Annotated in this window: 18 protein-coding genes, 1 pseudogene and 1 other annotated feature; of the genes and pseudogenes, 18 read left to right on the forward strand and 1 reads right to left on the reverse strand. The window is 44.5% G+C overall.

The genetic code is table 11. The features are described from left to right. Window positions 1-191: 191 nt before the first annotated feature. The 5 genes and pseudogenes from hsdR to MJQ52_RS18025 all read left to right on the forward strand — a co-directional run bounded on the left by hsdR (window position 192) and on the right by MJQ52_RS18025 (window position 7,792). On the forward strand, window positions 192-3,398 hold the full coding sequence (hsdR, locus tag MJQ52_RS18005; RefSeq protein WP_017418302.1) for a type I restriction-modification system endonuclease: 3,207 nt from the start codon (window positions 192-194) through the stop codon (window positions 3,396-3,398). A gap of 132 nt (window positions 3,399-3,530) precedes the next feature. Next, window positions 3,531-4,961, forward strand: a complete 1,431-nt coding sequence (locus MJQ52_RS18010; RefSeq protein ID WP_017418301.1) for an N-6 DNA methylase — start codon at window positions 3,531-3,533, stop codon at window positions 4,959-4,961. Then, window positions 4,958-6,415: a restriction endonuclease subunit S gene (locus MJQ52_RS18015; protein WP_071181913.1), complete on the forward strand. Its 1,458-nt coding sequence runs from the start codon at window positions 4,958-4,960 to the stop codon at window positions 6,413-6,415. The genes MJQ52_RS18010 and MJQ52_RS18015 overlap by 4 nt, the downstream gene beginning before the upstream one ends. Before the next feature lie 344 nt (window positions 6,416-6,759). Further along, window positions 6,760-6,999: pseudogene (locus MJQ52_RS18020) on the forward strand (recombinase family protein); the annotation flags it as partial. Window positions 7,000-7,606: 607 nt separating this feature from the next. Then, the gene (locus tag MJQ52_RS18025; protein ID WP_007408136.1) at window positions 7,607-7,792 is read left to right on the forward strand and encodes a hypothetical protein; all 186 of its coding nucleotides are present in this window, start codon (window positions 7,607-7,609) and stop codon (window positions 7,790-7,792) included. A 39-nt stretch (window positions 7,793-7,831) separates the two neighbouring features. On the opposite strand, the gene MJQ52_RS18030 is transcribed toward MJQ52_RS18025, so the two are convergent. Next, window positions 7,832-8,182, reverse strand: a complete 351-nt coding sequence (locus tag MJQ52_RS18030; protein WP_025649695.1) for a hypothetical protein — start codon at window positions 8,180-8,182, stop codon at window positions 7,832-7,834. Window positions 8,183-8,604: 422 nt separating this feature from the next. Next, window positions 8,605-8,856: a binding site (T-box leader), on the forward strand. Between the two features lie 119 nt (window positions 8,857-8,975). Between MJQ52_RS18030 and ilvB the strand changes: the two genes are divergently transcribed. The 13 genes from ilvB (at window position 8,976) to yihA (ending at window position 26,074) form a co-directional block, all read left to right on the forward strand. Further along, the gene (ilvB, locus tag MJQ52_RS18035; RefSeq protein ID WP_032866714.1) at window positions 8,976-10,700 is read left to right on the forward strand and encodes an acetolactate synthase large subunit; all 1,725 of its coding nucleotides are present in this window, start codon (window positions 8,976-8,978) and stop codon (window positions 10,698-10,700) included. Then, window positions 10,697-11,215: an acetolactate synthase small subunit gene (ilvN, locus tag MJQ52_RS18040; protein WP_003152598.1), complete on the forward strand. Its 519-nt coding sequence runs from the start codon at window positions 10,697-10,699 to the stop codon at window positions 11,213-11,215. Before ilvB ends, ilvN begins: the two co-directional genes overlap by 4 nt. A gap of 22 nt (window positions 11,216-11,237) precedes the next feature. After that, window positions 11,238-12,266: a ketol-acid reductoisomerase gene (ilvC, locus tag MJQ52_RS18045; protein ID WP_014418562.1), complete on the forward strand. Its 1,029-nt coding sequence runs from the start codon at window positions 11,238-11,240 to the stop codon at window positions 12,264-12,266. Then, on the forward strand, window positions 12,253-13,809 hold the full coding sequence (locus MJQ52_RS18050) for a 2-isopropylmalate synthase (RefSeq protein ID WP_021494398.1): 1,557 nt from the start codon (window positions 12,253-12,255) through the stop codon (window positions 13,807-13,809). The genes ilvC and MJQ52_RS18050 overlap by 14 nt, the downstream gene beginning before the upstream one ends. A 20-nt stretch (window positions 13,810-13,829) precedes the next feature. Beyond that, window positions 13,830-14,927: a 3-isopropylmalate dehydrogenase gene (leuB, locus tag MJQ52_RS18055; protein WP_014418560.1), complete on the forward strand. Its 1,098-nt coding sequence runs from the start codon at window positions 13,830-13,832 to the stop codon at window positions 14,925-14,927. 49 nt (window positions 14,928-14,976) lie between these two features. Then, a complete protein-coding gene (gene leuC, locus MJQ52_RS18060) occupies window positions 14,977-16,395 on the forward strand; it encodes a 3-isopropylmalate dehydratase large subunit (protein ID WP_007408145.1) in 1,419 nt (472 codons plus the stop codon). Between the two features lie 15 nt (window positions 16,396-16,410). Then, a complete protein-coding gene (leuD, locus tag MJQ52_RS18065; RefSeq protein ID WP_007408146.1) occupies window positions 16,411-17,010 on the forward strand; it encodes a 3-isopropylmalate dehydratase small subunit in 600 nt (199 codons plus the stop codon). 117 nt (window positions 17,011-17,127) lie between these two features. Continuing rightward, window positions 17,128-18,132, forward strand: coding sequence for a DNA damage checkpoint antagonist DdcA (gene ddcA / locus MJQ52_RS18070; RefSeq protein WP_094247685.1), 1,005 nt, complete (start codon window positions 17,128-17,130; stop codon window positions 18,130-18,132). Between the two features lie 216 nt (window positions 18,133-18,348). Beyond that, entirely contained in the window at window positions 18,349-19,623 is a 1,275-nt protein-coding gene (gene tig / locus MJQ52_RS18075; protein WP_003152618.1) for a trigger factor, read from the forward strand. Between the two features lie 271 nt (window positions 19,624-19,894). After that, entirely contained in the window at window positions 19,895-21,157 is a 1,263-nt protein-coding gene (clpX, locus tag MJQ52_RS18080; protein WP_003152620.1) for an ATP-dependent protease ATP-binding subunit ClpX, read from the forward strand. Between the two features lie 150 nt (window positions 21,158-21,307). After that, window positions 21,308-22,966, forward strand: a complete 1,659-nt coding sequence (gene lonB / locus MJQ52_RS18085) for an ATP-dependent protease LonB (protein WP_003152622.1) — start codon at window positions 21,308-21,310, stop codon at window positions 22,964-22,966. Window positions 22,967-23,165: 199 nt separating this feature from the next. Beyond that, window positions 23,166-25,490, forward strand: a complete 2,325-nt coding sequence (gene lon / locus MJQ52_RS18090; RefSeq protein WP_052827698.1) for an endopeptidase La — start codon at window positions 23,166-23,168, stop codon at window positions 25,488-25,490. Further along, a complete protein-coding gene (yihA, locus tag MJQ52_RS18095; protein WP_003152626.1) occupies window positions 25,487-26,074 on the forward strand; it encodes a ribosome biogenesis GTP-binding protein YihA/YsxC in 588 nt (195 codons plus the stop codon). The genes lon and yihA overlap by 4 nt, the downstream gene beginning before the upstream one ends. The last annotated feature ends 7 nt before the right edge of the window (window positions 26,075-26,081 follow it).

Consider the following 26,081-nt stretch of genomic DNA (forward strand, 5'->3'; position numbering starts at 1 on the left):
GATCAAATCTGATGTCGCAGCTCCGATATTTAAACAATAACTAATAAAACCCGTCTTTTATTCACTTGGTTAAAGAATGAACCTAAACTAAGGAGCAGAGTAGAAAAAAGAGCGATACATATTATTCCTAATTTTTGCATGATTATAGTATAATAGACACAAACAACCTTTTAGGAAAACCGGTGATAACAATGAGTGGCAACTTTTCATTTTTTCAAGGGAAATGGGATGTACTTGCTAACTTGGGAGAGACAGCTGAGAGAAATGTATATCATGACCCCCATACAACAGTAATGAAACTGCGATTGTTCGCTGAAACACTAACTAAATTTATTCTTGCCGCTGAAAATATTAAAGAGGCATATGGTACAACGCAAGTGGATCGCATTAACACTTTGCGTCGGGAAAGGTTACTTGAGCCTGAATTAATTGATATATTAGAGGCTCTTCGTCGCAAAGGGAATGTAGCGATGCATGAAGCGGATTATGGAAAAGTAGAAGAAGCAAAGGCTTTGTTGCAATTAACGTTCCGCTTGTCCATTTGGTTCATGGAGGTATATGGTGATTGGGATTTTCAAGCACCAGAGTATACAGAACTTCAAGAACAAACAGAACAGAGTACAGAAACACTTCAGCGAGAATATGAGGAGAAAGTCAAAAAACTTGAAGAAGAATTAGAGGCAATTCGTCGACAGGCGGAAGTGGAACAAGAAGAGGTAAAAATCGAGCGTAAAAAAATATCCAAAAACTTTATGCGTCGACAGCAATTAACTGAAGCCGAAACGCGTACGATTATTGATGGAAAACTACGTGCTGTTGGATGGGAAGTAGACACAACTGTACTCAATCATCAAAAGAACGGAACGCTGCCAGAGAAAAATCGAAACATGGCAATTGCTGAATGGAAGGTCAATGGCGGCAGGATTGACTATGCGTTGTTTATTGGCTTAAAGCTTGTTGGCTTTATTGAAGCTAAGGCAAAAAAGAAAACGATTCCTGGCGCATTAGAAAGTCAAACAAAAGTGTATGCAAAAAATGCGGCACAAGTCGAAGATGAAGTCATCACACCTACAACAGGTGAATATAAGGTGCCGTTCTTATACGCAACGAACGGCCGACCATACTTGAAACAACTTCAAGAAGAGTCGGGCATCTGGTTTTGGGATTCACGTAAACCGTTAGAACATGCTCGCCCATTAGAAGGCTGGCATTCACCTGACGACTTGCAGCTTCTTCTTAGTCAAGATGATAAGGATGCGAATAAACGATTAGAAGAAGAGGATATTACGAAGTTTGGTTTGCGTCATTATCAGCAAAGAGCGGTACTTTCCGCTGAAGAGGGATTAAAAGAAGGGCAACGAAGAATGCTTATTGCGATGGCAACTGGAACTGGGAAAACTCGTACAGCTATCGCCCTCATGTATCGCTTAATTAAGTCCAAAAAATGTCGTCGTATTCTTTTCCTTGTAGACCGTAATTCGTTAGGAAAACAGACAGAGGATGCACTTAAGGATACAAAAATTGAAGGCTACTCATTTGCTGATATATACGATGTGAAGTCTTTAGAAGACATGTCTCCAGAAGTTGAAACGAAGGTGCAAATTGCGACGGTGCAGGGAATGGTTAGAAGACTTTTCTATAGCGATAACGAAAAGCTTCCAAGTGTCGGGCAGTATGATTTCATCATTGTAGATGAAGCACATCGTGGCTATACAAGTGACAAAGAAATGTCAGAGGAAGAATTGAAATTCCGTGACCAAAATGATTATATTAGCCAATATCGACGTGTAATTGATTATTTTGATGCGGCATGTTTAGGACTTACTGCAACACCAGCTCTTCATACAACAGAGATTTTTGGTATGCCTATTTTTAAGTATTCTTATAGTGAAGCGGTTCTGGATGGCTACTTAGTTGACCATGAACCACCATATCTGTTTAAGACAGAACTTTCACAAGTCGGCATTACTCTTGAAAAAGACGAAGAAGTTGAAGTGTATGATGTTGATAAAGGCGAGATTCAACTAGAAAAAATGGAAGATACCATTCATTTTGAGGTTGAGCAGTTTAATAAACGGGTAATTACTGAACCTTTTAATCGGGCGGTTCTAAACAAACTGGTTGAATACATTGATCCGACAGGAAAAGAGAAAACTCTTATCTTTGCAGCCACTGACCAACACGCAGATTTGGTTGTTCGGTTATTAAAGGAAGCCTTTAAAGAACGTGGCGATGAAATTGAAGATGATGCTATTATGAAAATTACTGGCTATATCTATAAGCCATTAGATGCCATTAAAAGGTTTAAGAACGAGCGGCTGCCAAATGTCGTTGTAACGGTTGATTTACTCACCACAGGCATTGACGTTCCTCCAATAACAAATCTAGTATTCTTACGGCGTATACAGTCTCGTATTCTTTATGACCAAATGCTTGGACGTGCAACCCGTCTTTGTCCCGACATTGGAAAAACACACTTTAACATTTACGATGCAGTGGGCATCTACGATAAATTGCAAAGCTATACGGAGATGAAACCTGTTGTAAAGAAACAAAATTACAGTATCGTTGAACTATATGAATCACTTGCCAATGCTACTGCAGAAGATGAAGCTTCGTTTTATCGTAACCAATTGGCAGCGAAAATTCAGCGTCGCAAGCAAAGGCTGAATGAAGAAGGAAAACAAAAGTTTGAAGAATTGTCGAATGGAAAAAATGTGGATGAGTGGGCGAAAGAAATTCAGTTATATACTCCGCAAGAAGCAAAACAGCACAACATGTTATTTGAATATATGGAAGCCTATCGGGTAAAAGGCGAGAAACGATATATCTCCAACAAAGAGGATGAAGTAACAGATGTGGTTCGGGGATATGGTGAAGGAAACAAGAGACCAGAAGATTATTTAGAAGGTTTCGTTCGTTTTATCCAAGAAAATATTAATGAAATTCCCGCTCTTCATCTTATTTGCACACGACCGAAAGATTTAACAAGGCAGGATTTACGAGAACTTATTACCATTCTAGAAACGAAAGGCTTTAAGCAATCGCATTTGCAGACAGCTTGGAAGCAGACAAAAAATGAAGACATTGCAGCAGACATTATTAGCTTTATTCGCCAAGCTGCATTAGGTGAAGCACTAGTTGCCCATGAAGCACGTATTAAACAAGCGATGCAAAAAGTGTATTCACTGCATGATTGGACTCCAAGACAGAAGAAATGGTTAGAGAGAATAGAAAAGCAATTACTTAAAGTGCCTGTATTAGCACCGACTGCAGAAGAGGCATTCTCGGAAGAACCATTTAAAACTCCGGGCGGCTATAAATTGCTGAAGCGGGAGTTCGGTGACTATATTGATACGGTTGTTACCACTATAAATGAGAACCTTTATATTAGTTAACAATGTGCCTCTTCATAGGGGCACTTTTTCAGTTATAATAGATAAGTTACTTTATCTTTGATTTTCACTTTAATGAGGTTTGAATGAGAATCCAACATTAAAATATACTCGGAGTTAGCAGGAGGCTGAAAAATGAACAACCAAGAAATCGTTCAAAAACTATGGAATTTATGTAATGTGTTACGTGATGATGGGATTACCTATCAGCAATATGTAACAGAGTTAACCTACTTATTATTCCTCAAAATGATGAAGGAGCAGGAAACAGAAGGTGTGATTCCAGAAGGATATCGATGGGATGATTTGTTAGAAAAAGAAGGTTTGGAATTAAAGACATTTTATCAGCGATTATTACTTGAATTAGGAAGCAGTGAAAATGAGCGGCTGCGTCTAATATACAGTGATGCTTCTACAAGTATTGCTGAGCCGAAAAACTTAGAGAAGATTATTAAATCGATTGATGCCCTTGATTGGTACAATGCAAAAGAAGAAGGACTGGGCAATCTTTATGAAGGATTGTTAGAGAAGAATGCCAGTGAAAAGAAATCGGGAGCGGGGCAATACTTCACACCTCGTGTATTAATTGATGTGATGGTTCAATTAATTGACCCGAAAATTGGTGAGCGGTGTGCTGACCCTGCAGCTGGAACATTCGGTTTCATGATTGCTGCAGACCAATATTTAAAGAATCAAACAGATGATTACTTTGATATAGAACCACAAGAAGCCGAGTTCCAAAAGAAAGAAGCCTTTGTAGGGATGGAACTTGTTAAAGATACGCATCGTCTGGCACTCATGAATGCGTTGCTTCATAATATCGAAGGTCGTTTGGAACAAGGAGACACGTTATCGGGCAACGGGAAATGGATGAAGAACTTTGATGTTATTTTAACAAATCCGCCGTTCGGTACAAAAAAAGGCGGGGAACGGGTATCCCGTGACGATTTAACGTTTGAAACATCGAATAAACAGTTGAATTTCTTACAGTTGATTTATAACGCTTTAAAAGATGATGGAAATGCAAGAGCAGCGGTTGTCTTGCCCGACAACGTGTTGTTCGAAAGTGGTATTGGCGCACAAATTCGTCGTGACTTGATGAACAAGTGTAATCTACACACGATTTTACGCTTACCAACAGGAATTTTTTATGCGCAAGGTGTAAAAACGAATGTCTTATTCTTTACAAGGGGAACAACAGACCAAGATAACACGAAAGATGTTTGGGTCTATGACCTTCGCACAAATATGTCTTCATTTGGAAAACGTAATCAGCTAACGATGGCTCATTTTGAAAACTTCATGAAGGCATATGTGGCAGAAGACCGATCGAAAGTGGAAGATGAACGTTGGAACAAGTTTTCGCGAGAAGAAATTGCAAAGAAGAATGACAGTCTAGATATCGGATTGATTGCTGACGAGTCTTTATCATCATATGAAAACCTACCAGACCCTATTGAATCGGCAGAAGAGGCGATTGCGAAACTTCAACAAGCAATGGATTTATTAGGTGAAGTAGTTGAGGAGTTACGTGCTGTTGAAGAGGATGAGGTGGTCAAACAGTGAGTAAGAAGAAAGAAACCGTCGATGAGTTATTAGAAGAAGTATTATTGCCAGAGGATGGGCAGACGCACGAAGTTCCTGAGAATTGGGTATGGGTAAAGTCAGAATTTGTTGCTAAATGGGGTTCTGGAGGTACACCTTCCCGAAAAAATTCAGAGTATTATAATGGAAACATACCTTGGTTAAAAACAGGTGAGTTGAGAGATACTGTTATACTTGATTCGGAAGAAAAAATTACAGAAGAAGGACTCAAAAAATCTAGTGCAAAACTCTTTCCAAAAGATTCAGTGGCTATTGCCATGTATGGTGCGACAATAGGTAAACTTGGAATCTTAGGAATAGATGCTGCCACTAATCAAGCTTGTGCGGTGGGAGTTCCGTATGCTTTGACGGATAAAAAATTTATGTTTTATTATTTTCTAACTCAAAGAAAAAACCTTATTAATAGAGGTAAAGGTGGAGCACAGCCAAATATTTCTCAGACAATTATTAAAGAATTTCCGTATATTCTCCCCCCTATAAACGAGCAAAAACGGATTGTTGACAAAATAGAGCACCTTTTAAATAAAATTGAAGAAGCAAAGCAGTTGATTGAGGAAGCGAAGAAAACGTTTGAACTTCGTCGAGCGGCTATTTTGGATAAGGCGTTTAGGGGAGAGTTGACGAGGAAGTGGCGAGAAGAACACCCTGATATAGAAAATGCAGAAGTGTTATACGATAAAATAATTAGTCTAATTAAGCCTGAAAAATTCGAGATTATTGAAGAGCAAAGTGAGTATATTCCATGTAAATGGAAATGGGTCAGGCTGGGAGAAGTTGTACAAGTAAATCCCCCAAAGAAAAAGTTAAATGAAGTATCTGAAGAACAAAAATGTACATTTATACCGATGCCTGCAGTGAGTGATAAAACTGGTAAAATCGAAGAACCAGAAGAAAGAGAATATGGAAAAGTTAAAAAAGGCTATACGTTTTTTTTAGAGAATGATGTACTGTTTGCTAAGATTACCCCTTGTATGGAAAATGGAAAATCAGCTATAGCTAGACAATTAAAAAACGGATTTGGCTATGGTTCAACAGAATTTCATGTTTTACGTACTTCTGAGTATGTGAATGAACAGTATATTCACTATTTGGTTCGTTCACAAAGGTTTAGGGCAGAAGCTAAGAGAGAAATGACGGGAGCGGTTGGTCAGCAACGAGTGCCAAAAGAATTTTTATTGAACTATCCATTTCCTCTACCTCCTAAAGAGGAACAAGATGCTATTGTAAACATTTTGGATGATATCTTCGCTAAGGACAATTATTCAAAATTCAATCTTCAACTCGAATCTGAGTTGGACATATTGAAACAATGCATCCTTTCGAAAGCTTTTCGTGGCGTACTTGGAACAAATGTTCCAAGTGAAGAAAGTGCTGTTGAATTGCTAAAAGAAGTGCTACAAGAACAAGTAAAATAGTTATAAGAAGGCATCCAAATTAATTGGGTGTCTTTTATGGTTGTATACATGCCAAGTTGTGGTATTGGTTTGATACAGAACCACTCTCATTCACAAACTACAATCGGTAAATTTTCGATACGACTCAGATTCTCAATGTGATTTAACATGGTAAAGTAATAAGAGTTGCAGTGAAACCCTATTCGAGTTCGATAATAATATCGATAGCAGAGGGTGTAGACTTATAAGTGATATCAAAGAAAAGATACCGATGCCTCAAGGTGGAATCAATTATGGACAACAAAGAATTTGGACACGTTAGAGTAAGCAGCAGAGACCAAAATGAAGCATGACAACTGGATAGTATGTATGCTCTTGGAATTGATGAGCGTGATATACATATCGATAAGCAAATCGGGAAAGACTTCAATAGACCTCAATACCAAGCTTTGAAATTGCGTTTGCGAAAAGGAGATACGTTATACATACATTCATTAGATAGGCTAGGTCGTAACAAAGAGAGGATTTTAAACGAGTGGAAAGATATCACACAGAGCATTAAAGTACATATTGTTGAAATGGATATGCCATTGTTGTATACACAATGACTCATCGATTCTTTCATAGCTTACTTGGTGTTACAGGTATTATCGTGGGTTGCATCAGCATCGCAATAGGGACAGCATTCTTTGTTATCTCTCATGAAACCACTCCTTTAAATAAATACCTTTACGTTTTATAGCAGATTTAAGTACAACTGTTTTACCTTTTAAATAGGGTTGTTTTCTACTATATGAATGCTTGAATTATAAAGTGTAAGCAAATATAATAGAAAGTAAGTCAATCGGTCAAAGTTCGGAAAGTGACCGTTATACATGAACGTAACGATAGCGATATGTAAAGGATGAAGGCCGGATAGAGCAACGGCCTTCTAAGCCGTCGGTCGGGAGTTCGAATCTCTCCTGGGACGTATAAAAACCTCAAGCCCTGACAATGGGCTTGAGGTTTTTTTGTATTTTATTTTACGAAACAAAAGTTCCGTATTTGATGAAAATTGTAAAGTAATTTTAATATAAATGAAACTTAATGTAATATTTACCATAATAAATATATGTATAAAGATACTTAAGGCGCCCTTGAGTGATAAATTATCTAATTTCTATCATACATTTTGTCAATGATTGATAGAAAGACAGCAGGAGGAATTAGCTTTTGAAGTACGCATTTGCATATAAAAATCACAATATAGAAACAATCTTTTGCGGAAAAGACGAGCTGTTTGAGGAACTGAAACAATTTTTAATCACTCAATGCGGTTTAATCATTGTTGAGGTTTCAAGGGCTGATTACTATACGGAGCAGGAAATGAATCAATGGAATGACCGTTATACTCTGTGAATAAGAAAAGAAACCGGCCGTGTGAGACCGGTTTTTGTATCATCTGAATCCGCTCGGAGCGCTGAAGCCCCCGGCATGGCCGCTGAAACCGCCCCCGAGCGCGCCGGGATGTGCCCCGGCGCCGAGGCTTCCGCCGACGTCACTGAAGGATTGGCCGTAGTACCCGGATGTATAAGGGTATGGGACGAATTGCTGTCCGGCGAATGACAGCGTGCTTTGCGGGGTCTGCTGTCCGTATCCGGATGACGGGAATCCCTGCTGAAAAGAAGGGCCGCCTTGATATGGTGCTGTATGCATCGGGGCCGGAGGATAATAAGACTGCGGCGGTAAGACCGGTAAAGGCGGAAATCCAGGAGGCAGGCCCTGCATGCCTGATAACATCTTATTCATGACATCACTCATTTCTTACGAGATAAGAACAGTGTATGCGTATGTCTGTAGAAAGAGCCTGTTCAATCGAACAGAATATCTGACAAGCATGCCGGAAGGACAGAGAAAAATTGTGTAATAAAATGTGACATATTCGTATATGAACGGAAAAATTTCATGTAATCTTGAGAGATTAATAAAAAAATGATAAAAACTTTTAATATTTACAGATCCCTTTGTACCAGTAATGAAAGCGTATACAAAGTAGATTGATTAATCTAAATTGTCTAATAATTATAAAAATGCTGTTGACACTGCCTGCAAACGGGCGTAATATGAGTTCAAACAAAAATAAATAAATGATTCACGCTAAAAAGAAAAATCATAAAACACTGAAAAAACAAACAAGTGAAGGTTCTTTTTTAATAAAAGAGCTGCCATAATAAAAAGCGCAGAAGAGGATAAGTAGCTTTGCTGAAGTTTTTCACAGAGAGCCGGTAACGCTGAGAGCCGGTAAAACAAATCAAAGTGAACTCCCCTCAGAGTGCCGGTCTGAAATGTAAAGAGTAGGACTCGGCCGAGTGAACGCAATGTTTACTCGTTATCAAAACGGATAATCATTATCCATGAGACGGTCTGCATATGACCGTAAACAAGGGTGGTACCGCGGAGAGCAAAGCCTTTTCGCCCCTTTTGGCTATCGCATGAAATGCTTGGCTGAATGTGGGTGGGAAGGCTTTTTTATTTGCGTCAGCCGGCGCTGCGTTTTATGAATTGGATTTTAGAAGGGAACATTGAAAAGGAGGAACTGAAAATGGGCACAAATGTACAGGCGGATTCTTTGTCTGCCGAATGTACAAAAACAATGAACGGGGCTCTGATGCTGATTGAATCATTAAAGAAAGAAAATGTCGAGATGATCTTCGGCTATCCGGGGGGAGCCGTCCTTCCGATTTACGATAAGCTGTATCAGTCGGGATTGGTTCACATCCTGCCCCGCCACGAGCAAGGCGCGATTCACGCGGCAGAAGGGTATGCGAGAGTCTCCGGAAAGCCGGGGGTTGTGATTGCTACCTCCGGACCCGGAGCGACAAATTTAGTTACCGGTCTTGCGGATGCGATGATAGATTCATTGCCGCTCGTAGTGTTTACCGGTCAGGTGGCCACTTCGGTCATCGGCAGCGACGCTTTCCAGGAAGCCGACATTTTAGGAATTACGATGCCGATTACGAAACACAGCTACCAAGTCCGCCGTCCGGAAGATCTCCCCCGTGTGATTAAAGAGGCATTCCATATCGCCACGACGGGAAGACCGGGTCCGGTATTAATTGATATACCGAAGGATGTCGCAGCATTTGAAGGAGAGTTCAGATATGATCACGAGATCAGCCTTCCGGGTTATCAGCCTGTAAAAGAGCCTAACTATCTGCAGATCCGAAAGCTCGTGGAAGCTGTCAGCAGTGCGAAAAAGCCGGTTATTTTAGCCGGAGCGGGTGTTTTGCACGGTAAAGCTTCAGAAGATTTAAAAAATTATGCCGAACAGCAGCAAATTCCGGTAGCGCACACGCTCCTCGGTCTGGGCGGTTTCCCGGCAGACCATCCTCTTTTTCTGGGAATGGCGGGGATGCACGGCACATACACAGCGAATATGGCGCTTTACCACTGTGACTTGTTGATCAGCATCGGAGCGCGGTTCGATGATCGCGTGACCGGAAATCTGAAGCATTTTGCAAAATCGGCCAAAGTGGCGCATATCGATATTGATCCTGCTGAAATCGGAAAAATTATCGAAACGCAGATTCCGGTGGTCGGCGACAGTAAAATCGTCCTTCAGGAATTATTGAAGCAAAACGGAAAACAGGGACAGACAGAGGAATGGAAACAGCAGCTTTCAGAATGGAAAGAAGAATATCCGCTTTGGTATACAGACAACAGAGAAGAGGGCTTGAAACCCCAAAAGCTGATTGAGTATATTCACCAATTCACAAACGGTGAGGCGATTGTGGCGACGGATGTCGGCCAGCACCAGATGTGGGCGGCTCAGTTTTATCCTTTCCGAAAGGCTGATAAGTGGGTGACCTCGGGGGGACTCGGCACAATGGGCTTCGGCCTTCCGGCGGCTATCGGAGCGCAGCTGGCCGATCGTAACGCCACGGTCGTTGCCATCCTCGGAGACGGCGGTTTTCAGATGACCCTTCAGGAATTAGATGTCATCCGGCAGCTGAATCTTCCTGTCAAAGTGGTTATCTTGAACAACGAATGTCTGGGCATGGTCAGACAGTGGCAGGAAATCTTCTATGAAGAACGCTACTCTGAATCCAAATTCTCGGCGCAGCCTGACTTTGTCAAATTGTCAGAAGCCTACGGCATTAAAGGCGTCCGGATTTCATCGGAAGAAGAGGCGGAAGAAGAGCTTAAAAAGGCGCTTTCATCAAAAGAACCGGCCGTTATTGACGTCCGGGTCGCCAAAAGCGAGAAAGTATTCCCGATGATTGCGCCGGGTAAAGGACTTCATGAAATGGTGGGGGTGAAACCTTGAAACGCATTATCACATTAACGGTGGTCAACCGCTCGGGAGTATTAAACCGGATCACCGGCCTGTTTACAAAAAGACACTATAATATCGAAAGCATCACTGTAGGCCACACGGAAACAAGCGGTGTTTCAAGGATTACATTTGTCGTCCATGTGGAAGGCGAAAATGACGTAGAGCAGCTGACAAAGCAGCTTAACAAACAAATTGACGTCCTGAAAGTGACGGATATTACAAACCAATCAATTGTACAGCGTGAGCTGGCATTAATCAAAGTTGTTTCCGCACCGTCGGCCAGAACGGAAATCAATGGAATCATTGAGCCGTTCAGAGCTTCCGTCGTTGATGTCTCAAGAGACAGCATCGTCGTTCAGGTTACCGGCGAATCTAATAAAATCGAAGCGCTCATAGAGCTTCTCAAACCTTACGGAATTAAAGAAATCGCGAGAACGGGCACAACGGCTTTTGCGAGGGGAACCCAGCAGAAGGCGTCATCCAATAAAACAATTTCAATTGTATAACACAAAAAAGGGAGAGATTAAAATGGTAAAAGTATATTATAACGGTGATATCAAAGAGAACGTATTGGCAGGTAAAAAAGTAGCGATTATCGGTTACGGTTCACAAGGTCATGCACACGCGCTGAACTTAAAAGAAAGCGGAATTGATGTCATTGTCGGCGTCAGACAAGGCAAATCATTTACACAGGCCCAAGAAGACGGTCATAAAGTCTTTTCGGTAAGAGAAGCGGCTGCCCAGGCTGATATCATTATGGTTCTTCTTCCGGATGAACAGCAGCAAAAAGTATATGAATCTGAAATCAAAGATGAATTGACGGCGGGCAAGTCATTGGTATTCGCACACGGATTTAACGTCCATTTCCATCAGATCGTGCCTCCTGCTGATGTGGATGTATTCCTTGTCGCCCCTAAAGGACCTGGACACCTTGTCAGAAGAACATATGAACAAGGCGCGGGCGTACCGGCATTGTTTGCCATCTACCAGGATGTATCAGGCGAAGCGAAAGATACGGCTCTTGCTTATGCAAAAGGAATCGGCGGAGCGCGTGCGGGCGTTCTTGAAACAACATTTAAGGAAGAAACGGAAACGGATTTGTTCGGTGAGCAGGCTGTTCTGTGCGGAGGTTTAACAGCGCTTGTCAAAGCGGGTTTTGAAACGCTGACAGAAGCCGGCTACCAGCCTGAACTCGCATACTTCGAGTGTCTGCACGAACTGAAGTTGATCGTAGACTTGATGTATGAAGAAGGATTGGCGGGCATGAGATACTCTATCTCCGATACGGCTCAATGGGGAGACTTTGTATCAGGACCGCGCGTAGTCGATGCGAAGGTAAAAGAATCGATGAAACAAGTATTAACGGATATTCAAAACGGTACATTCGCAAAAGAATGGATCGTGGAAAACCAAGTGAACCGTCCTCGTTTCAATGCGATCAATGCAAGTGAAAACGAGCATCAGATTGAAAAGGTCGGCAGACAGCTTCGTGAAATGATGCCGTTTGTCAAACAAGGCAAAAAGAAGGAAGCGGTGGTCTCCGTTGCGCAAAATTAATGTTTTCGACACGACCCTTCGTGACGGTGAACAATCCCCCGGGGTCAACCTCAATTCCCGGGAGAAACTGGCGATAGCCAAGCAGCTTGAAAGACTCGGGGTGGACATTATTGAAGCGGGATTTCCCGCTTCATCCCGAGGTGATTTTTTAGCCGTGCAGGAAATCGCAAGAACGATTAAAAATTGTTCGGTAACAGGGCTTGCCCGATCTGTCAAAGGTGACATCGACGCAGCCTGGGAAGCGCTGAAAGACGGGGCCAGCCCGCGGATTCACATCTTTATCGCCACCTCTGACATTCATCTGAAGCATAAGCTGAAAATGACGCGGGAAGAGGTTAAGGAAAAAGCGGTTGAAATGGTGAAGTATGCAAAAGAACGCTTTCCGATCGTTCAATGGTCAGCAGAAGACGCATGCCGCACCGAACTTCCGTTTCTGGCTGAAATCGTAGAAAAAGTGATTGATGCCGGCGCGAGCGTCATCAACCTGCCGGACACTGTAGGTTACCTGACGCCGGCTGAATACGGAAACATCTTTAAATATATGAAGGAACACGTTCCGAATATCGGCCGGGTAAAGCTTTCAGCCCATTGCCACGATGATCTCGGAATGGCGGTTGCCAACTCACTTTCGGCAATTGAGAACGGCGCAGATCAAATTGAATGCGCCATTAACGGCATAGGAGAAAGAGCCGGGAACGCCGCGCTAGAGGAAATCGCCGTTGCGCTTCATGTCAGAAATGACGCGCATCAAGCCGATTCATCCCTCAATCTTCATGAATTGAAGCGGACGAGTGATCTTGTCAGCAAACTGACGGGCATGGCCGTTCCCCGCAATAAAGCAATCGTCGGAGATAACGCTTTCGCACATGAGTCCGGCATTCACCAAGACGGTTTCCTGAAAGAAAAATCAACATATGAAATCATTTCACCGGAACTTGTCGGCGTGACTGCTGATGCGCTCGTACTCGGAAAGCATTCCGGACGCCATGCGTTCAAAGACCGCCTGAATGCGCTTGGATTCCAGTTTGATAGTGAGGAAATCAATAAATTTTTTACGATGTTTAAAGAACTGACCGAAAAGAAAAAAGAAATCACCGATGATGACTTGATTTCTCTTATTTTAGAAGAAAAAGTGACGGACAAAAAAATCGGCTATGAATTTTTGTCTCTGCAAGTGCATTACGGGACGTCTCAGGTGCCGACTGCAACAGTCTCTTTAAAAAATCAGGAAAACGAACAGCTGATTCAAGAGGCGGCAACGGGGGCGGGCAGCGTAGAAGCCGTTTATAATACGCTCGGGCGCTGCATCGATAAAAATATTGAACTGACAGACTACCGCATCCAATCCAACCGGAAAGGCGAAGACGCGCTGGCTCAAGTTTTTGTCAGAGTGACCGTGAACGGAAAAGAAACATCAGGGCGGGGAATCGCGCAGGATGTTCTGGAAGCTTCTGCTAAAGCTTATCTGAACGCCGTGAACCGGCAGCTGGTGCTGGATTGCAATTTAGACGGATTAAAGAGACAGACTGCGGTCGGCTCGTAATAGAAAGGAGAACGTTTGATTTGAAAAAACGCATTGCTTTGCTGCCCGGTGACGGAATCGGACCGGAAGTGGCGGAATCAGCGGCAGATGTATTGAAAAGCGTTGCCGAACAATTCGGACATGAATTTGAATTTGAAAACGGGCTGATCGGGGGAGCGGCCATTGACGCCCATCAAAACCCCCTTCCTGAGGAGACGGTGGCTCTTTGTGAAAGATCTGACGCCATCCTGCTCGGGGCAGTCGGCGGGCCGAAATGGGACCAAAATCCTCCAGAGCTCAGACCGGAAAAAGGCCTGCTTGGCATCAGAAAAAAACTCGGCCTGTTTGCCAATCTGCGTCCCGTGACCGTATTTGAAAGCCTGTCTGAAGCGTCTCCGCTGAAAAAAGAATATATCAGCGGCGTCGACTTTGTAATCGTCAGGGAACTGACGGGCGGCCTCTACTTCGGAGAACCGAGCAGACAGTATGTCAATGAAGCGGGAGAAAAGGAAGCGGTCGATACCCTTTTTTATAAGAAAGAAGAAATCGAACGCGTTGTAAGAGAAGCCTTTAAGATGGCTGCCGGCAGAAAAGGAAAAGTGACGTCCGTCGATAAGGCGAATGTGCTTTCTTCAAGCAGGCTATGGCGGGAAACAGCGGATGAAATCGCAAAAGAATTTCCTGATGTGACGCTTGAACATATGCTTGTCGATAATGCCGCGATGCAGCTCATCTATGCTCCGAGCCAGTTTGACGTCATCGTAACTGAGAATATGTTCGGCGATATTTTAAGCGATGAAGCCTCCATGCTGACAGGCTCGCTCGGCATGCTGCCGTCAGCCAGTTTATCAAGTTCAGGTCTTCACTTGTTTGAACCCGTGCATGGATCTGCGCCTGACATCGCCGGTAAAGGGATGGCCAATCCGTTTGCGGCGATTTTATCAGCGGCGATGCTTTTGAGAACATCTTTCGGACTTGAAAACGAAGCTCAGGCGGTGGAAAAGGCGGTCGCAAAGGTGCTTGCAGACGGCAGCCGTACACGTGATATCGCCCGGGACGGCCAATATGCCGGAACGCATGACATTACTGAAAAAGTAAAAGCCGCATTAGCCGGCTCGAATACAAAATCTATAGTGTGACGCTTTAAAGAAAGCGGTCTTAGTTCATAGGTAGAGGGAGGAAACAAAGATGATGCCTCGAACAATCATCGAAAAGATTTGGGATCGGCATGTTGTAAAAAGCGGTGAAGGAAAACCCGACCTTCTCTATATTGATCTGCACCTAATTCATGAGGTGACGTCTCCTCAGGCGTTTGAAGGGTTAAGGCAGAAGGGGAGAAAGGTCAGACGGCCGCAGAACACATTCGCGACGATGGACCACAATATTCCGACCGTCAACCGTTTTGACATTAAAGATGAAGTCGCAAAGCGCCAAGTAACCGCGCTTGAACGGAATTGTGAGGAGTTCGGCGTCCGTCTTGCGGATCTTCACAGCGCAGACCAGGGAATCGTTCACGTGGTCGGGCCTGAGCTTGGTCTGACACTTCCGGGAAAAACGATCGTTTGCGGAGACAGCCATACATCGACTCACGGCGCGTTCGGAGCGCTTGCCTTCGGTATCGGCACAAGTGAGGTGGAACATGTTCTTTCCACACAGACATTATGGCAGCAACGGCCGAAAACGCTTGAAATCCGCGTTGACGGAACGCTCCAAAAAGGAGTGACCGCGAAGGATGTCATCTTGTCGGTCATCGGAAAATACGGGGTGAAATTCGGTACCGGATATGTCATTGAATACACCGGGGAAGTATTCAGAAACATGTCTATGGACGAACGCATGACCGTCTGCAATATGTCAATAGAAGCGGGAGCACGGGCGGGACTGATCGCTCCAGATGACACGACGATTGAATACTGTAAAAACCGTAAATACGCGCCAAAAGGCGAGGAATTTGAAAAAGCCGCCGCAGAATGGAAAGCGTTAAAAACCGATCCGGGCGCCGTATACGATCATTCCATCGTGTTAGACGGCAGCGAGATTTCTCCAATGGTAACATGGGGCGTCAATCCCGGCATGGTTCTTCCGGTCGATGCCCAAATACCGGCGCCGGAAACGATTGATTCTGAAGACGGTAAAAAAGAAGCCATCCGCGCGTACGAATACATGGGAATTTCACCGAATCAAAAAATTGAAGATATTAAAGTCGAGCATGTGTTTATCGGCTCCTGTACAAATTCGCGGATGACCGATCTTCGCCAGGCTGCGGATATGATCAAAGGCCGAAAAGTCGCCGACAGCGTCAGAGCCATTGTGGTGCCGGGTTCTCAAAGCGTGAAACAGCAGGCCGAGGAAGAAGGGCTGCACCGCGTGTTTCTCGAGGCCGGCTTTGAATGGAGAGAATCAGGCTGCAGCATGTGCCTCAGTATGAATAATGATGTCGTGCCTGAAGGGGAACGATGCGCTTCCACTTCCAACCGCAACTTCGAAGGCAGACAGGGAAAAGGCGCGAGAACACACCTTGTCAGCCCGGCGATGGCGGCAATGGCGGCCATTCACGGGCATTTCGTCGATGTAAGAAAGTTTTATCAAGAAAAAACAGTTGTGTAAGGAGTGCGCGAAAAGATGGAACCTTTAAAAACGCATACGGGAAAAGCGGCCGTCTTAAACCGGATCAACGTCGATACGGACCAGATTATTCCGAAACAGTTTTTGAAAAGAATTGAAAGAACCGGATACGGCAGATTCGCGTTTTTTGATTGGAGATACCTTGAGAACGGTGAGCCTGACCCTGAATTTGAATTAAACCGTAAAGTCTATGAAGGCGCGTCCATATTAATTGCCGGAGAGAATTTCGGCTGCGGATCATCCCGTGAACACGCTCCTTGGGCGCTGGATGATTACGGCTTCAAAATCATCATTGCTCCGTCATTTGCCGATATTTTTCATCAAAACTGTTTTAAAAACGGTATGCTTCCCATCCGTATGCCGTATGATCAGTGGAAAAAACTCGCCGGCCAATATGAAAATCAGTCTCTTAACATGACGGTTGATTTGGAAAACCAGCTCATTCATGACAGTGAAGGAAAAGAGATTTCATTTGAAGTCGATCCTCACTGGAAGGAAATGCTGATTAACGGTTATGATGAAATTTCATTAACACTTCTGCTGGAGGACGACATTCAGCAGTTTGAATCGAAAAGGAGTTCATGGCTTCAAGCCTGAAAAAAGCTGCCCGGCATCTGTCCGGCAGCTTTTTTTACCGTGTGCATCATCCTTTCTTGTGTTTCATGACGCGTGTTGATACACTTGAACAAAATAGCGCCTGAAAGGAAATAAAGTATGACGCATGACAAGAAAAAAGCTGATATCATTCCTTTCCCCCGTCTGAAAGAACGCTTGGTTGATAAAGGGATGGCCGCCATGAAGGATAAACAGTATGAGGAGGCCCTCGAACTGTTTTCAGAGGCGGTAAGCCACGGCGATACCGAGTCCGACGTACATTTAGGCATGGCGATTTGTTTTCTGGAACTCGGGGAATTGGAAGAAGCAAAACAAGTTTGCGAGAAAATGCTGAATGAAGGGTACGGCCATTATTTCACCGTGCTGCAGGTGTACATGACCATTTTAATTCAGCTGAAACAATATGAAGAAGTCAAAAGCACAATTGAAGCTGTGCTGGAAGAAAACCAGCTGCCCGCAGAAAGTGCGGAGCAATTCTACCGGCTGCTCGAATTCAGCCGCAAAATGACCGATCCCGATCAGCAGGATGAGGCGTGGGAGGAGGAATACGAGGACATTCTTGATGCGGAAAAAGTGCTGAACAGCCCCGCTGAACAAATGAATCTGATTCATTCTCTTAAAGACCGCAATATTGCAAAATACACGGGTCTCTTAAAAACGATTCTTCAAGATCCGGGCGCGCATCCTCTTATTAAGACAATGATTTTGACACTGATGGCGGAGCACGACTACAGCAAGCCGGTCCATATTACAAAATTCGGCGATTCAATGACCGCGGTTCCGAGTGAAACGGTTCAGCCTGATGCGGCTCCGATTTTGCACCGCGTTCTCCGGGTGCTTGATGAAACGCTCGGCAATGAAAACCCTACATTATACGCTGCCGTCGAGGAGCTGTGGAGAAGGCATCTGTACGTTCTGCACCCTTTTATGCCGGAGTTTTTGAACGCGGATTTATGGGCGGCTGCGCTTCATAAGGTCGGTTACGAGATGCACGGCATTGACATTGAGCCGGAGGAACTTCATATGATGTACGAGTTTGACAGCCGCGAACTCGAAGAAGCCTGCACGATGATTAAGGATATTGAAGAAATTTCTTATTTGTAAATCACACCATATAGTTGAAAGCGGTAGGCGTTATGTTATAATATAGTGGTTGTATTTATGTATAGCGGTTTAACTGAAATGAGAATTACGGTTGGACAGGCTGCCAGTTCATTACATAATGATTCTGATTCAAAGCGGTTTTTTCTTTGACAAAGCCGCGGATTGCTTTAGAATGGAAGACCGACACAACCTGAATAGATTTTTGGAGGGAAACACATGTCTGTAAAATGGGAAAAACAAGAAGGCAACGAAGGCGTATTAACGGTTGAAGTTGATGCGGATACGTTCAAAACAGCTCTTGATGATGCATTTAAAAAAGTAGTAAAACAGGTTTCTATTCCTGGATTCCGCAAAGGGAAAGTTCCCCGCGGTTTATTCGAACAGCGTTTCGGCGTTGAAGCTCTTTACCAGGATGCTTTAGATATTTTACTTCCTGTAGAATACCCTAAAGCGGTTGAAGAAGCCGGCATTGAGCCTGTAGACCGCCCTGAAATCGATGTTGAAAAAATCGAAAAAGGCGAAAGCTTAATTTTCACTGCAAAAGTGACTGTAAAACCGGAAGTGAAACTTGGCGATTACAAAGGCTTAGGAATCGAAAAAGATGACACTGCCGTTACTGACGAAGATGTACAAAACGAACTTAAAGCGCTTCAAGAGCGTCAGGCTGAGCTTGTCGTGAAAGAAGAAGGCGCTGTTGAAAACGGCGATACAGTCGTTCTTGACTTCGAAGGTTTCGTTGACGGCGAAGCGTTTGAAGGCGGAAAAGCTGAGAACTACTCACTTGAAGTAGGATCAGGTTCATTCATCCCGGGCTTCGAAGAGCAGTTAACAGGCCTTGAAGCAGGCGCTGAAAAGGATGTTGAAGTAACATTCCCTGAAGAGTACCACGCTGAAGAGCTTGCCGGAAAACCAGCTGTTTTCAAAGTGAAAATTCATGAAATCAAAGCGAAAGAGCTTCCTGAGCTTAACGACGAATTCGCAAAAGACATTGACGAAGAAGTTGAAACGCTTGCTGAATTAACTGAGAAAACAAAAAAACGCCTTGAAGAAGCAAAAGAAAACGAAGCTGACGCTAAATTGCGTGAAGAGCTTGTTCTGAAAGCATCTGAAAACGCTGAAGCTGATGTTCCTCAAGCGATGATCGACACTGAGCTTGACCGCATGCTGAAAGAATTCGAACAGCGTCTGCAAATGCAAGGCATGAACCTTGAGCTTTACACTCAATTCTCAGGCCAAGACGAAAACGCGTTAAAAGAGCAAATGAAAGAAGATGCCGCAAAACGCGTAAAATCAAACCTGACTCTTGAAGCGATCGCTCAAGCTGAAAACCTTGAAGTAACGGACGAAGAAGTTGAAGCTGAGCTGACTAAAATGGCTGAAGCTTACAACATGCCGGTTGAAAACATCAAGCAGGCAATCGGTTCAACTGACGCGATGAAAGAAGATTTAAAAGTTCGAAAAGCAATTGATTTTCTTGTAGAAAACCGTTAATATGGTTCATAATAATAGACATAATAAAACAGGGCGCGATTAATTCGTGCCTTGTTTTGTACAATTATGATATAACTCTTTTTCTTGGGGCAAGATAGTCATTGCCGGGCTGTTTTTCGTCATACATATAGAATGTGCAAGTGCGAAACACATTGTTACCGTCTTACTGGAAAGTATGGTAAAATGCAATACATACTCGATCGTAGCAAGAACCGTTTTCTTTTGCCCTTCAGGTAAAAGAAAAAGTGAGACAAGATTAAGGGGTGAAAGAATGTTTAAATTCAACGAGGAAAAAGGACAATTGAAATGCTCGTTCTGCGGAAAAACGCAAGATCAGGTTCGTAAGCTGGTTGCAGGACCGGGTGTATATATATGCGACGAATGTATTGAGCTCTGTACAGAAATCGTAGAGGAAGAGCTTGGTACAGAAGAAGAAGTCGAATTTAAAGACGTTCCGAAGCCGCAGGAAATCCGTGAGATTCTGAATGAATATGTCATCGGACAGGATCAGGCGAAGAAATCACTTGCGGTTGCGGTATACAACCATTACAAACGCATCAATTCCAACAGTAAAGTGGATGATGTTGAGCTTTCTAAAAGTAATATTTCTTTAATCGGACCGACTGGAAGCGGGAAAACACTTCTTGCCCAGACGCTTGCGCGTATTCTGAACGTTCCGTTTGCGATCGCGGACGCTACATCTCTGACTGAAGCCGGATATGTCGGTGAGGACGTAGAAAATATCCTCCTCAAGCTGATTCAGGCAGCAGACTATGATGTGGAAAAAGCAGAAAAAGGCATTATTTATATCGATGAAATCGATAAAGTAGCGCGGAAATCTGAAAACCCGTCCATTACACGCGACGTATCAGGCGAAGGCGTTCAGCAGGCGCTGCTGAAAATTCTTGAAGGAACGGTTGCAAGCGTGCCGCCTCAAGGAGGACGCAAACATCCTCATCAGGAATTCATCCAGATCGATACGACCAACATTCTGTTCATTTGTGGCGGTGCATTTGACGGCATTGAACAAATCATCAAACGCCGTCTCGGACAAAAAGTCATCGGCTTCGGCTCAGATAATAAAGCGGCAGACCTGGAAAAAGAAGAACTGCTTTCTAAAGTTCTTCCGGAAGACTTGCTCCGTTTCGGTCTGATTCCTGAATTCATCGGCCGTCTTCCTGTCATTGCAAGCCTTGAGCAGCTTGACGAAACGGCACTGGTTGAAATTCTGACTAAACCGAAAAACGCACTCGTCAAACAATACAAGAAAATGTTAGAACTTGATGATGTCGAGCTTGAATTTGAAGGCGAGGCATTATCTGAAATTGCGAAAAAAGCGATCGAGCGTAAAACAGGCGCACGCGGCCTGCGTTCTATCATTGAAGGCATCATGCTTGACGTCATGTTTGATCTGCCGTCCCGTGATGATATTGAAAAATGTGTCATTACCGGAGCGACAGTCGCAGACGGTGAAGCGCCGCGTCTTGTATTAAAAGACGGCACTGTTGTCGGCCAAGATAAAACATCAGCATAACATGACAAAACCTCCTGACCCGAATTGATCAGGAGGTTTTTTTTCTTGTCCTGACCCTTCTGAAAATGTTTATTCCGGGCTTTGCTGGGAGATACTAGCGGACAGAGGAATGAATTGGATACATAAATCGTTTTTTCAGGAGGGACCAGCATGAGTTGGACAGGGATCGCATTATTTGTACAGCTGTTTTTCGGGATAGTCATCGGACTATATTTTTGGAATCTGCTCAAAAACCAGCGAACACAAAAAGTGACGATAGATAAAGAATCAAAAAAGGAAATGGAACAGCTGCGCAAAATGCGCGCCATCAGTTTATCAGAACCTTTATCAGAAAAGGTGCGGCCGAAAAGCTTTCAGGACATTGTCGGCCAGGAAGACGGAATTAAAGCGTTAAAAGCAGCGCTTTGCGGACCGAACCCGCAGCACGTCATTATTTACGGTCCTCCGGGAGTCGGTAAAACGGCTGCGGCGCGGCTGGTATTGGAAGAAGCGAAAAAACATAAACAGTCACCGTTTCAAAAGCAGGCTGTTTTTGTTGAACTTGATGCGACGACCGCGCGGTTTGATGAACGGGGGATTGCCGATCCGCTTATCGGTTCAGTGCATGATCCGATTTATCAGGGAGCGGGTGCGATGGGCCAGGCAGGCATTCCGCAGCCGAAACAGGGGGCTGTGACCCATGCTCACGGCGGGGTATTGTTTATTGATGAAATCGGCGAGCTTCACCCGATTCAGATGAATAAAATGCTGAAGGTGCTTGAAGACCGAAAAGTATTTTTAGACAGTGCGTATTACAGTGAAGAAAATACGCAAATACCGAATCACATTCATGATATTTTTCAAAATGGGCTTCCGGCGGATTTCCGTTTGATCGGAGCGACAACGAGAATGCCGACTGAAATTCCTCCGGCCATCCGTTCGCGCTGTCTTGAAGTATTTTTCCGCGAGCTGGAAAAGGATGAACTTAAAATCGTTGCGAAAAAAGCAGCCGACAAAATTCAGAAAGAGATTTCTGACGAAGCTCTCAGCGTGCTGACCGCATATACGAGAAACGGACGTGAAGCCGTCAATATGATCCAGATCGCCGCCGGCATGGCGGTGACTGAGGACAGAAAAGAAATCACGACAGAAGATATAGAATGGGTTGTTCATTCCAGTCAGCTCACACCTAAAAATGAGCAGAAAATCGCCGATGAACCGCAAGTCGGCATCGTGAACGGACTCGCCGTCTACGGGCCGAACAGCGGCGCGTTGCTGGAAATCGAAGTGAATGTCACACCTGCGCAGGACAAAGGAAGCCTGAATATCACGGGAATTGCAGAGGAAGAAAGCATCGGCAGCCAATCGAAGTCGATCCGCCGCAAAAGCATGGCGAAGGGATCTGTGGAAAATGTTCTGACGGTTCTCCGCACAATGGGCATCAAACCTTCAGACTATGACATTCACGTCAATTTTCCGGGCGGAGGCCCGATTGACGGACCTTCAGCAGGTATCGCGATGGCCGCGGGGATTTTTTCCGCGATTCACCGCATCCCGATCGACCATACGGTGGCGATGACGGGAGAAATCAGCCTGACGGGGCTTGTCAAACCGATCGGCGGCGTCATTCCGAAAATTAAAGCCGCAAAACAGGCCGGAGCAAAAACGGTCATTATCCCATATGAAAATCAGCAGTCCATTCTGAAACGAATAGACGGAATCACCATTAAAGCGGTAAAAACGTTCCAGGAAGTGCTTGACGTCATATTGGTTGACCCTCCTTCAGAACAAAAACCGTTTGATATCCAAATGAATAAAGAATCTGTATAAACCCCATTTTTATAATGGGGTTTTTTTATGGAGGACATCTTTTCCTTTTTCAGAACAGAAAGAAAGGGTATACTACGAAGAGACTGTTTTATATACAGGGCAGGCGGATAAGCCGATTAAAGCCCGATCCCGGAATTGTACAACGATGAAAAAGTTGTATTATAATGGTTCATACTAAAGTCACGGAGGTGTCAGTCACATGGCAGAAGATACAAAACGCAGCATCCCGCTCCTCCCTTTAAGAGGCTTATTGGTATACCCGACAATGGTTTTACATTTAGATGTAGGCCGTGACAAGTCGGTTCAGGCTCTTGAACAGGCAATGATGCATGATCATATGATTTTTTTAGCCACTCAGCAGGATATTTCGATAGACGAACCGGGTGAAGAGGATATTTTCGCCGTCGGCACTTATACAAAAATTAAACAGATGCTGAAGCTGCCCAACGGTACGATCAGAGTGCTTGTAGAAGGCATTCAGCGGGCGCAGATCCTTGAATACACCGAACTCGAAGATTATACTTCGGTCGATATACAGCTGATGCATGAGGATGATTCAAAAGACGTGGAAGACGAAGCGCTTATGCGGACGCTGCTGGACCATTTTGACCAGTACATAAAAATTTCTAAAAAAATCTCCGCAGAAACGTATGCGGCTGTGACTGATATTGAAGAGCCCGGCAGAATGGCGGATATCGTCGCTTCTCATCTCCCGCTGAAATTAAAGGACAAGCAGGACATTTTAGAAACGGCGGATATTAAAGAACGTCTGAATAAGGTCATTCGTTCCATTCATAATGAAAAAGAAGTGCTGGAGATTGAGAAAAAAATCGGTCAGCGCGTCAAACGTTCGATGGAACGCACTCAAAAAGAATACTATTTGCGTGAACAGATGAAAGCCATTCAGAAGGAACTTGGCGACAAAGAAGGAAAAACCGGCGAAGTTCAGTCGCTCACGGAAAAGATAGAAGAAGCAGGCATGCCTGAGCGTGTCAAAGAAACGGCGCTTAAGGAATTAAGCCGTTACGAAAAAGTGCCGTCAAGCTCAGCGGAAAGCTCTGTTATCCGCAATTATATCGACTGGCTCATCGCCCTTCCGTGGTCGGATGAAACAGAAGATAAACTTGATATAAAAAAAGCCGGGGAAATTTTAGATAAAGAGCATCACGGCTTAGAGAAAGTGAAAGAGCGGATTTTGGAGTATTTGGCCGTGAAACAGCTGACGAAAACGCTGAAAGGGCCGATTCTTTGTCTCGCCGGACCTCCGGGAGTCGGTAAAACATCTCTTGCAAAATCAATCAGTACGAGCATGGGGCGCCGTTTTGTGAGAATTTCACTGGGCGGAGTGCGCGATGAGTCTGAAATCCGCGGGCACCGGCGCACATACGTCGGGGCGATGCCGGGCCGGATTATCCAGGGAATGAAAAAAGCCGGCAAACAAAATCCGGTTTTTCTCCTGGATGAGATCGACAAAATGTCATCTGATTTCAGAGGCGATCCGTCTTCGGCGATGCTTGAGGTGCTGGATCCGGAACAAAACAGCACATTCAGCGACCACTATATTGAAGAGACGTTCGATTTATCGAAAGTGCTGTTTATCGCGACTGCGAATAACCTTGCTTCCATCCCGGGCCCTCTCAGAGACAGAATGGAGATTATCAGCCTGTCAGGCTACACTGAAAACGAAAAGCTGGAGATCGTGAAAGACCACCTGCTTCCGAAACAAATCAAAGAGCACGGCCTCACAAAGAGCAGCCTGCAGATTCGGGATCAGGCGATTACGGACATCATCCGCTACTATACGAGGGAAGCCGGCGTGAGAACGCTTGAACGCCAGATTGCCGCCATTTGCCGAAAGGCTGCGAAAGCCATTGTGTCTGAGGAGAGAAAACGCATTACGGTTACAGAGAAAAATCTGGCCGACTATCTCGGAAAACGGATATTCAGATACGGACAGGCGGAAACCGAAGATCAAATCGGGGTTGTCACGGGGCTCGCGTATACGACGGTCGGCGGAGATACGCTGTCAATCGAAGTGTCATTGTCACCGGGAAAAGGAAAGCTGATTCTGACCGGGAAGCTTGGAGATGTCATGCGGGAATCAGCGCAGGCCGCTTTCAGTTATGTCCGTTCGAAAGCGGAACAGTTCGGAATCGACCCGAAATTCCATGAGAAGTATGACATTCATATCCATGTCCCTGAAGGAGCGGTGCCGAAAGACGGCCCTTCTGCCGGAATTACGATGGCCACGGCGCTCGTTTCAGCATTAACGGACCGTGCGGTAAAACGCGAAGTCGGTATGACGGGAGAAATCACGCTGCGGGGCCGCGTGCTTCCGATCGGCGGACTGAAAGAAAAGGCGCTCGGCGCGCACAGAGCGGGCCTGACCACGATTATTGCCCCTAAAGATAACGAAAAAGATATAGAGGATATTCCAGAAAGCGTCAGAGAAGGACTGAAGTTTATATTCGTTTCTCACCTGGATGACGTTTTGGAACATGCCTTAGTAGGAGAGAAGAAATGAAAGTCACAAAGTCAGAAATCGTGATCAGCGCGGTCAAACCTGAGCAGTACCCAGATGGGGGGCTTCCGGAAATCGCGCTGGCGGGAAGATCAAATGTAGGAAAGTCATCTTTTATCAATTCATTAATCAATCGGAAAAACTTGGCCAGAACGTCATCAAAACCGGGGAAAACACAGACTTTAAACTTTTACATCATCAATGATGAATTGCATTTTGTCGACGTTCCCGGGTACGGATTTGCGAAGGTTTCTAAAAGCGAGCGGGAAGCATGGGGGAGAATGATTGAAACCTATATGACGACCCGCGAAGAGCTGAAAGCCTGCGTGCAGATTGTCGACCTCAGGCACGCGCCGTCTGCTGAAGACGTGAACATGTATGAATTCCTGAAGTATTACGGCATTCCCGTCATCGTTATCGCGACAAAAGCGGATAAGATTCCAAAAGGAAAATGGGACAAGCACTTAAAGGTTGTCAAACAGACGCTTGATATGGATCCTGAAGATGAGCTGATTTTATTTTCCTCTGAAACGAAAAAAGGCAAAGATGAAGCATGGGGAGCCATTAAAAAAATGATCAGCCGGTAATGAAAAA

The organism is Bacillus sp. jun7, from assembly GCF_051034795.1.
Lineage (GTDB): Bacteria > Bacillota > Bacilli > Bacillales > Bacillaceae > Bacillus > Bacillus velezensis.

Coding starts and splice junctions, on each gene's coding strand:
- ilvB (WP_032866714.1), top strand. CDS start 8,976: ATGGGCACAAATGTACAGGCGGATTCTTTGTCTGCCGAATGTACAAAA.
- yihA (WP_003152626.1), top strand. CDS start 25,487: ATGAAAGTCACAAAGTCAGAAATCGTGATCAGCGCGGTCAAACCTGAG.
- leuC (WP_007408145.1), top strand. CDS start 14,977: ATGATGCCTCGAACAATCATCGAAAAGATTTGGGATCGGCATGTTGTA.
- MJQ52_RS18030 (WP_025649695.1), bottom strand. CDS start 8,182: ATGAATAAGATGTTATCAGGCATGCAGGGCCTGCCTCCTGGATTTCCG.
- leuD (WP_007408146.1), top strand. CDS start 16,411: ATGGAACCTTTAAAAACGCATACGGGAAAAGCGGCCGTCTTAAACCGG.
- lonB (WP_003152622.1), top strand. CDS start 21,308: ATGAGTTGGACAGGGATCGCATTATTTGTACAGCTGTTTTTCGGGATA.
- clpX (WP_003152620.1), top strand. CDS start 19,895: ATGTTTAAATTCAACGAGGAAAAAGGACAATTGAAATGCTCGTTCTGC.
- hsdR (WP_017418302.1), top strand. CDS start 192: ATGAGTGGCAACTTTTCATTTTTTCAAGGGAAATGGGATGTACTTGCT.
- MJQ52_RS18010 (WP_017418301.1), top strand. CDS start 3,531: ATGAACAACCAAGAAATCGTTCAAAAACTATGGAATTTATGTAATGTG.
- tig (WP_003152618.1), top strand. CDS start 18,349: ATGTCTGTAAAATGGGAAAAACAAGAAGGCAACGAAGGCGTATTAACG.
- ilvC (WP_014418562.1), top strand. CDS start 11,238: ATGGTAAAAGTATATTATAACGGTGATATCAAAGAGAACGTATTGGCA.
- lon (WP_052827698.1), top strand. CDS start 23,166: ATGGCAGAAGATACAAAACGCAGCATCCCGCTCCTCCCTTTAAGAGGC.
- ddcA (WP_094247685.1), top strand. CDS start 17,128: ATGACGCATGACAAGAAAAAAGCTGATATCATTCCTTTCCCCCGTCTG.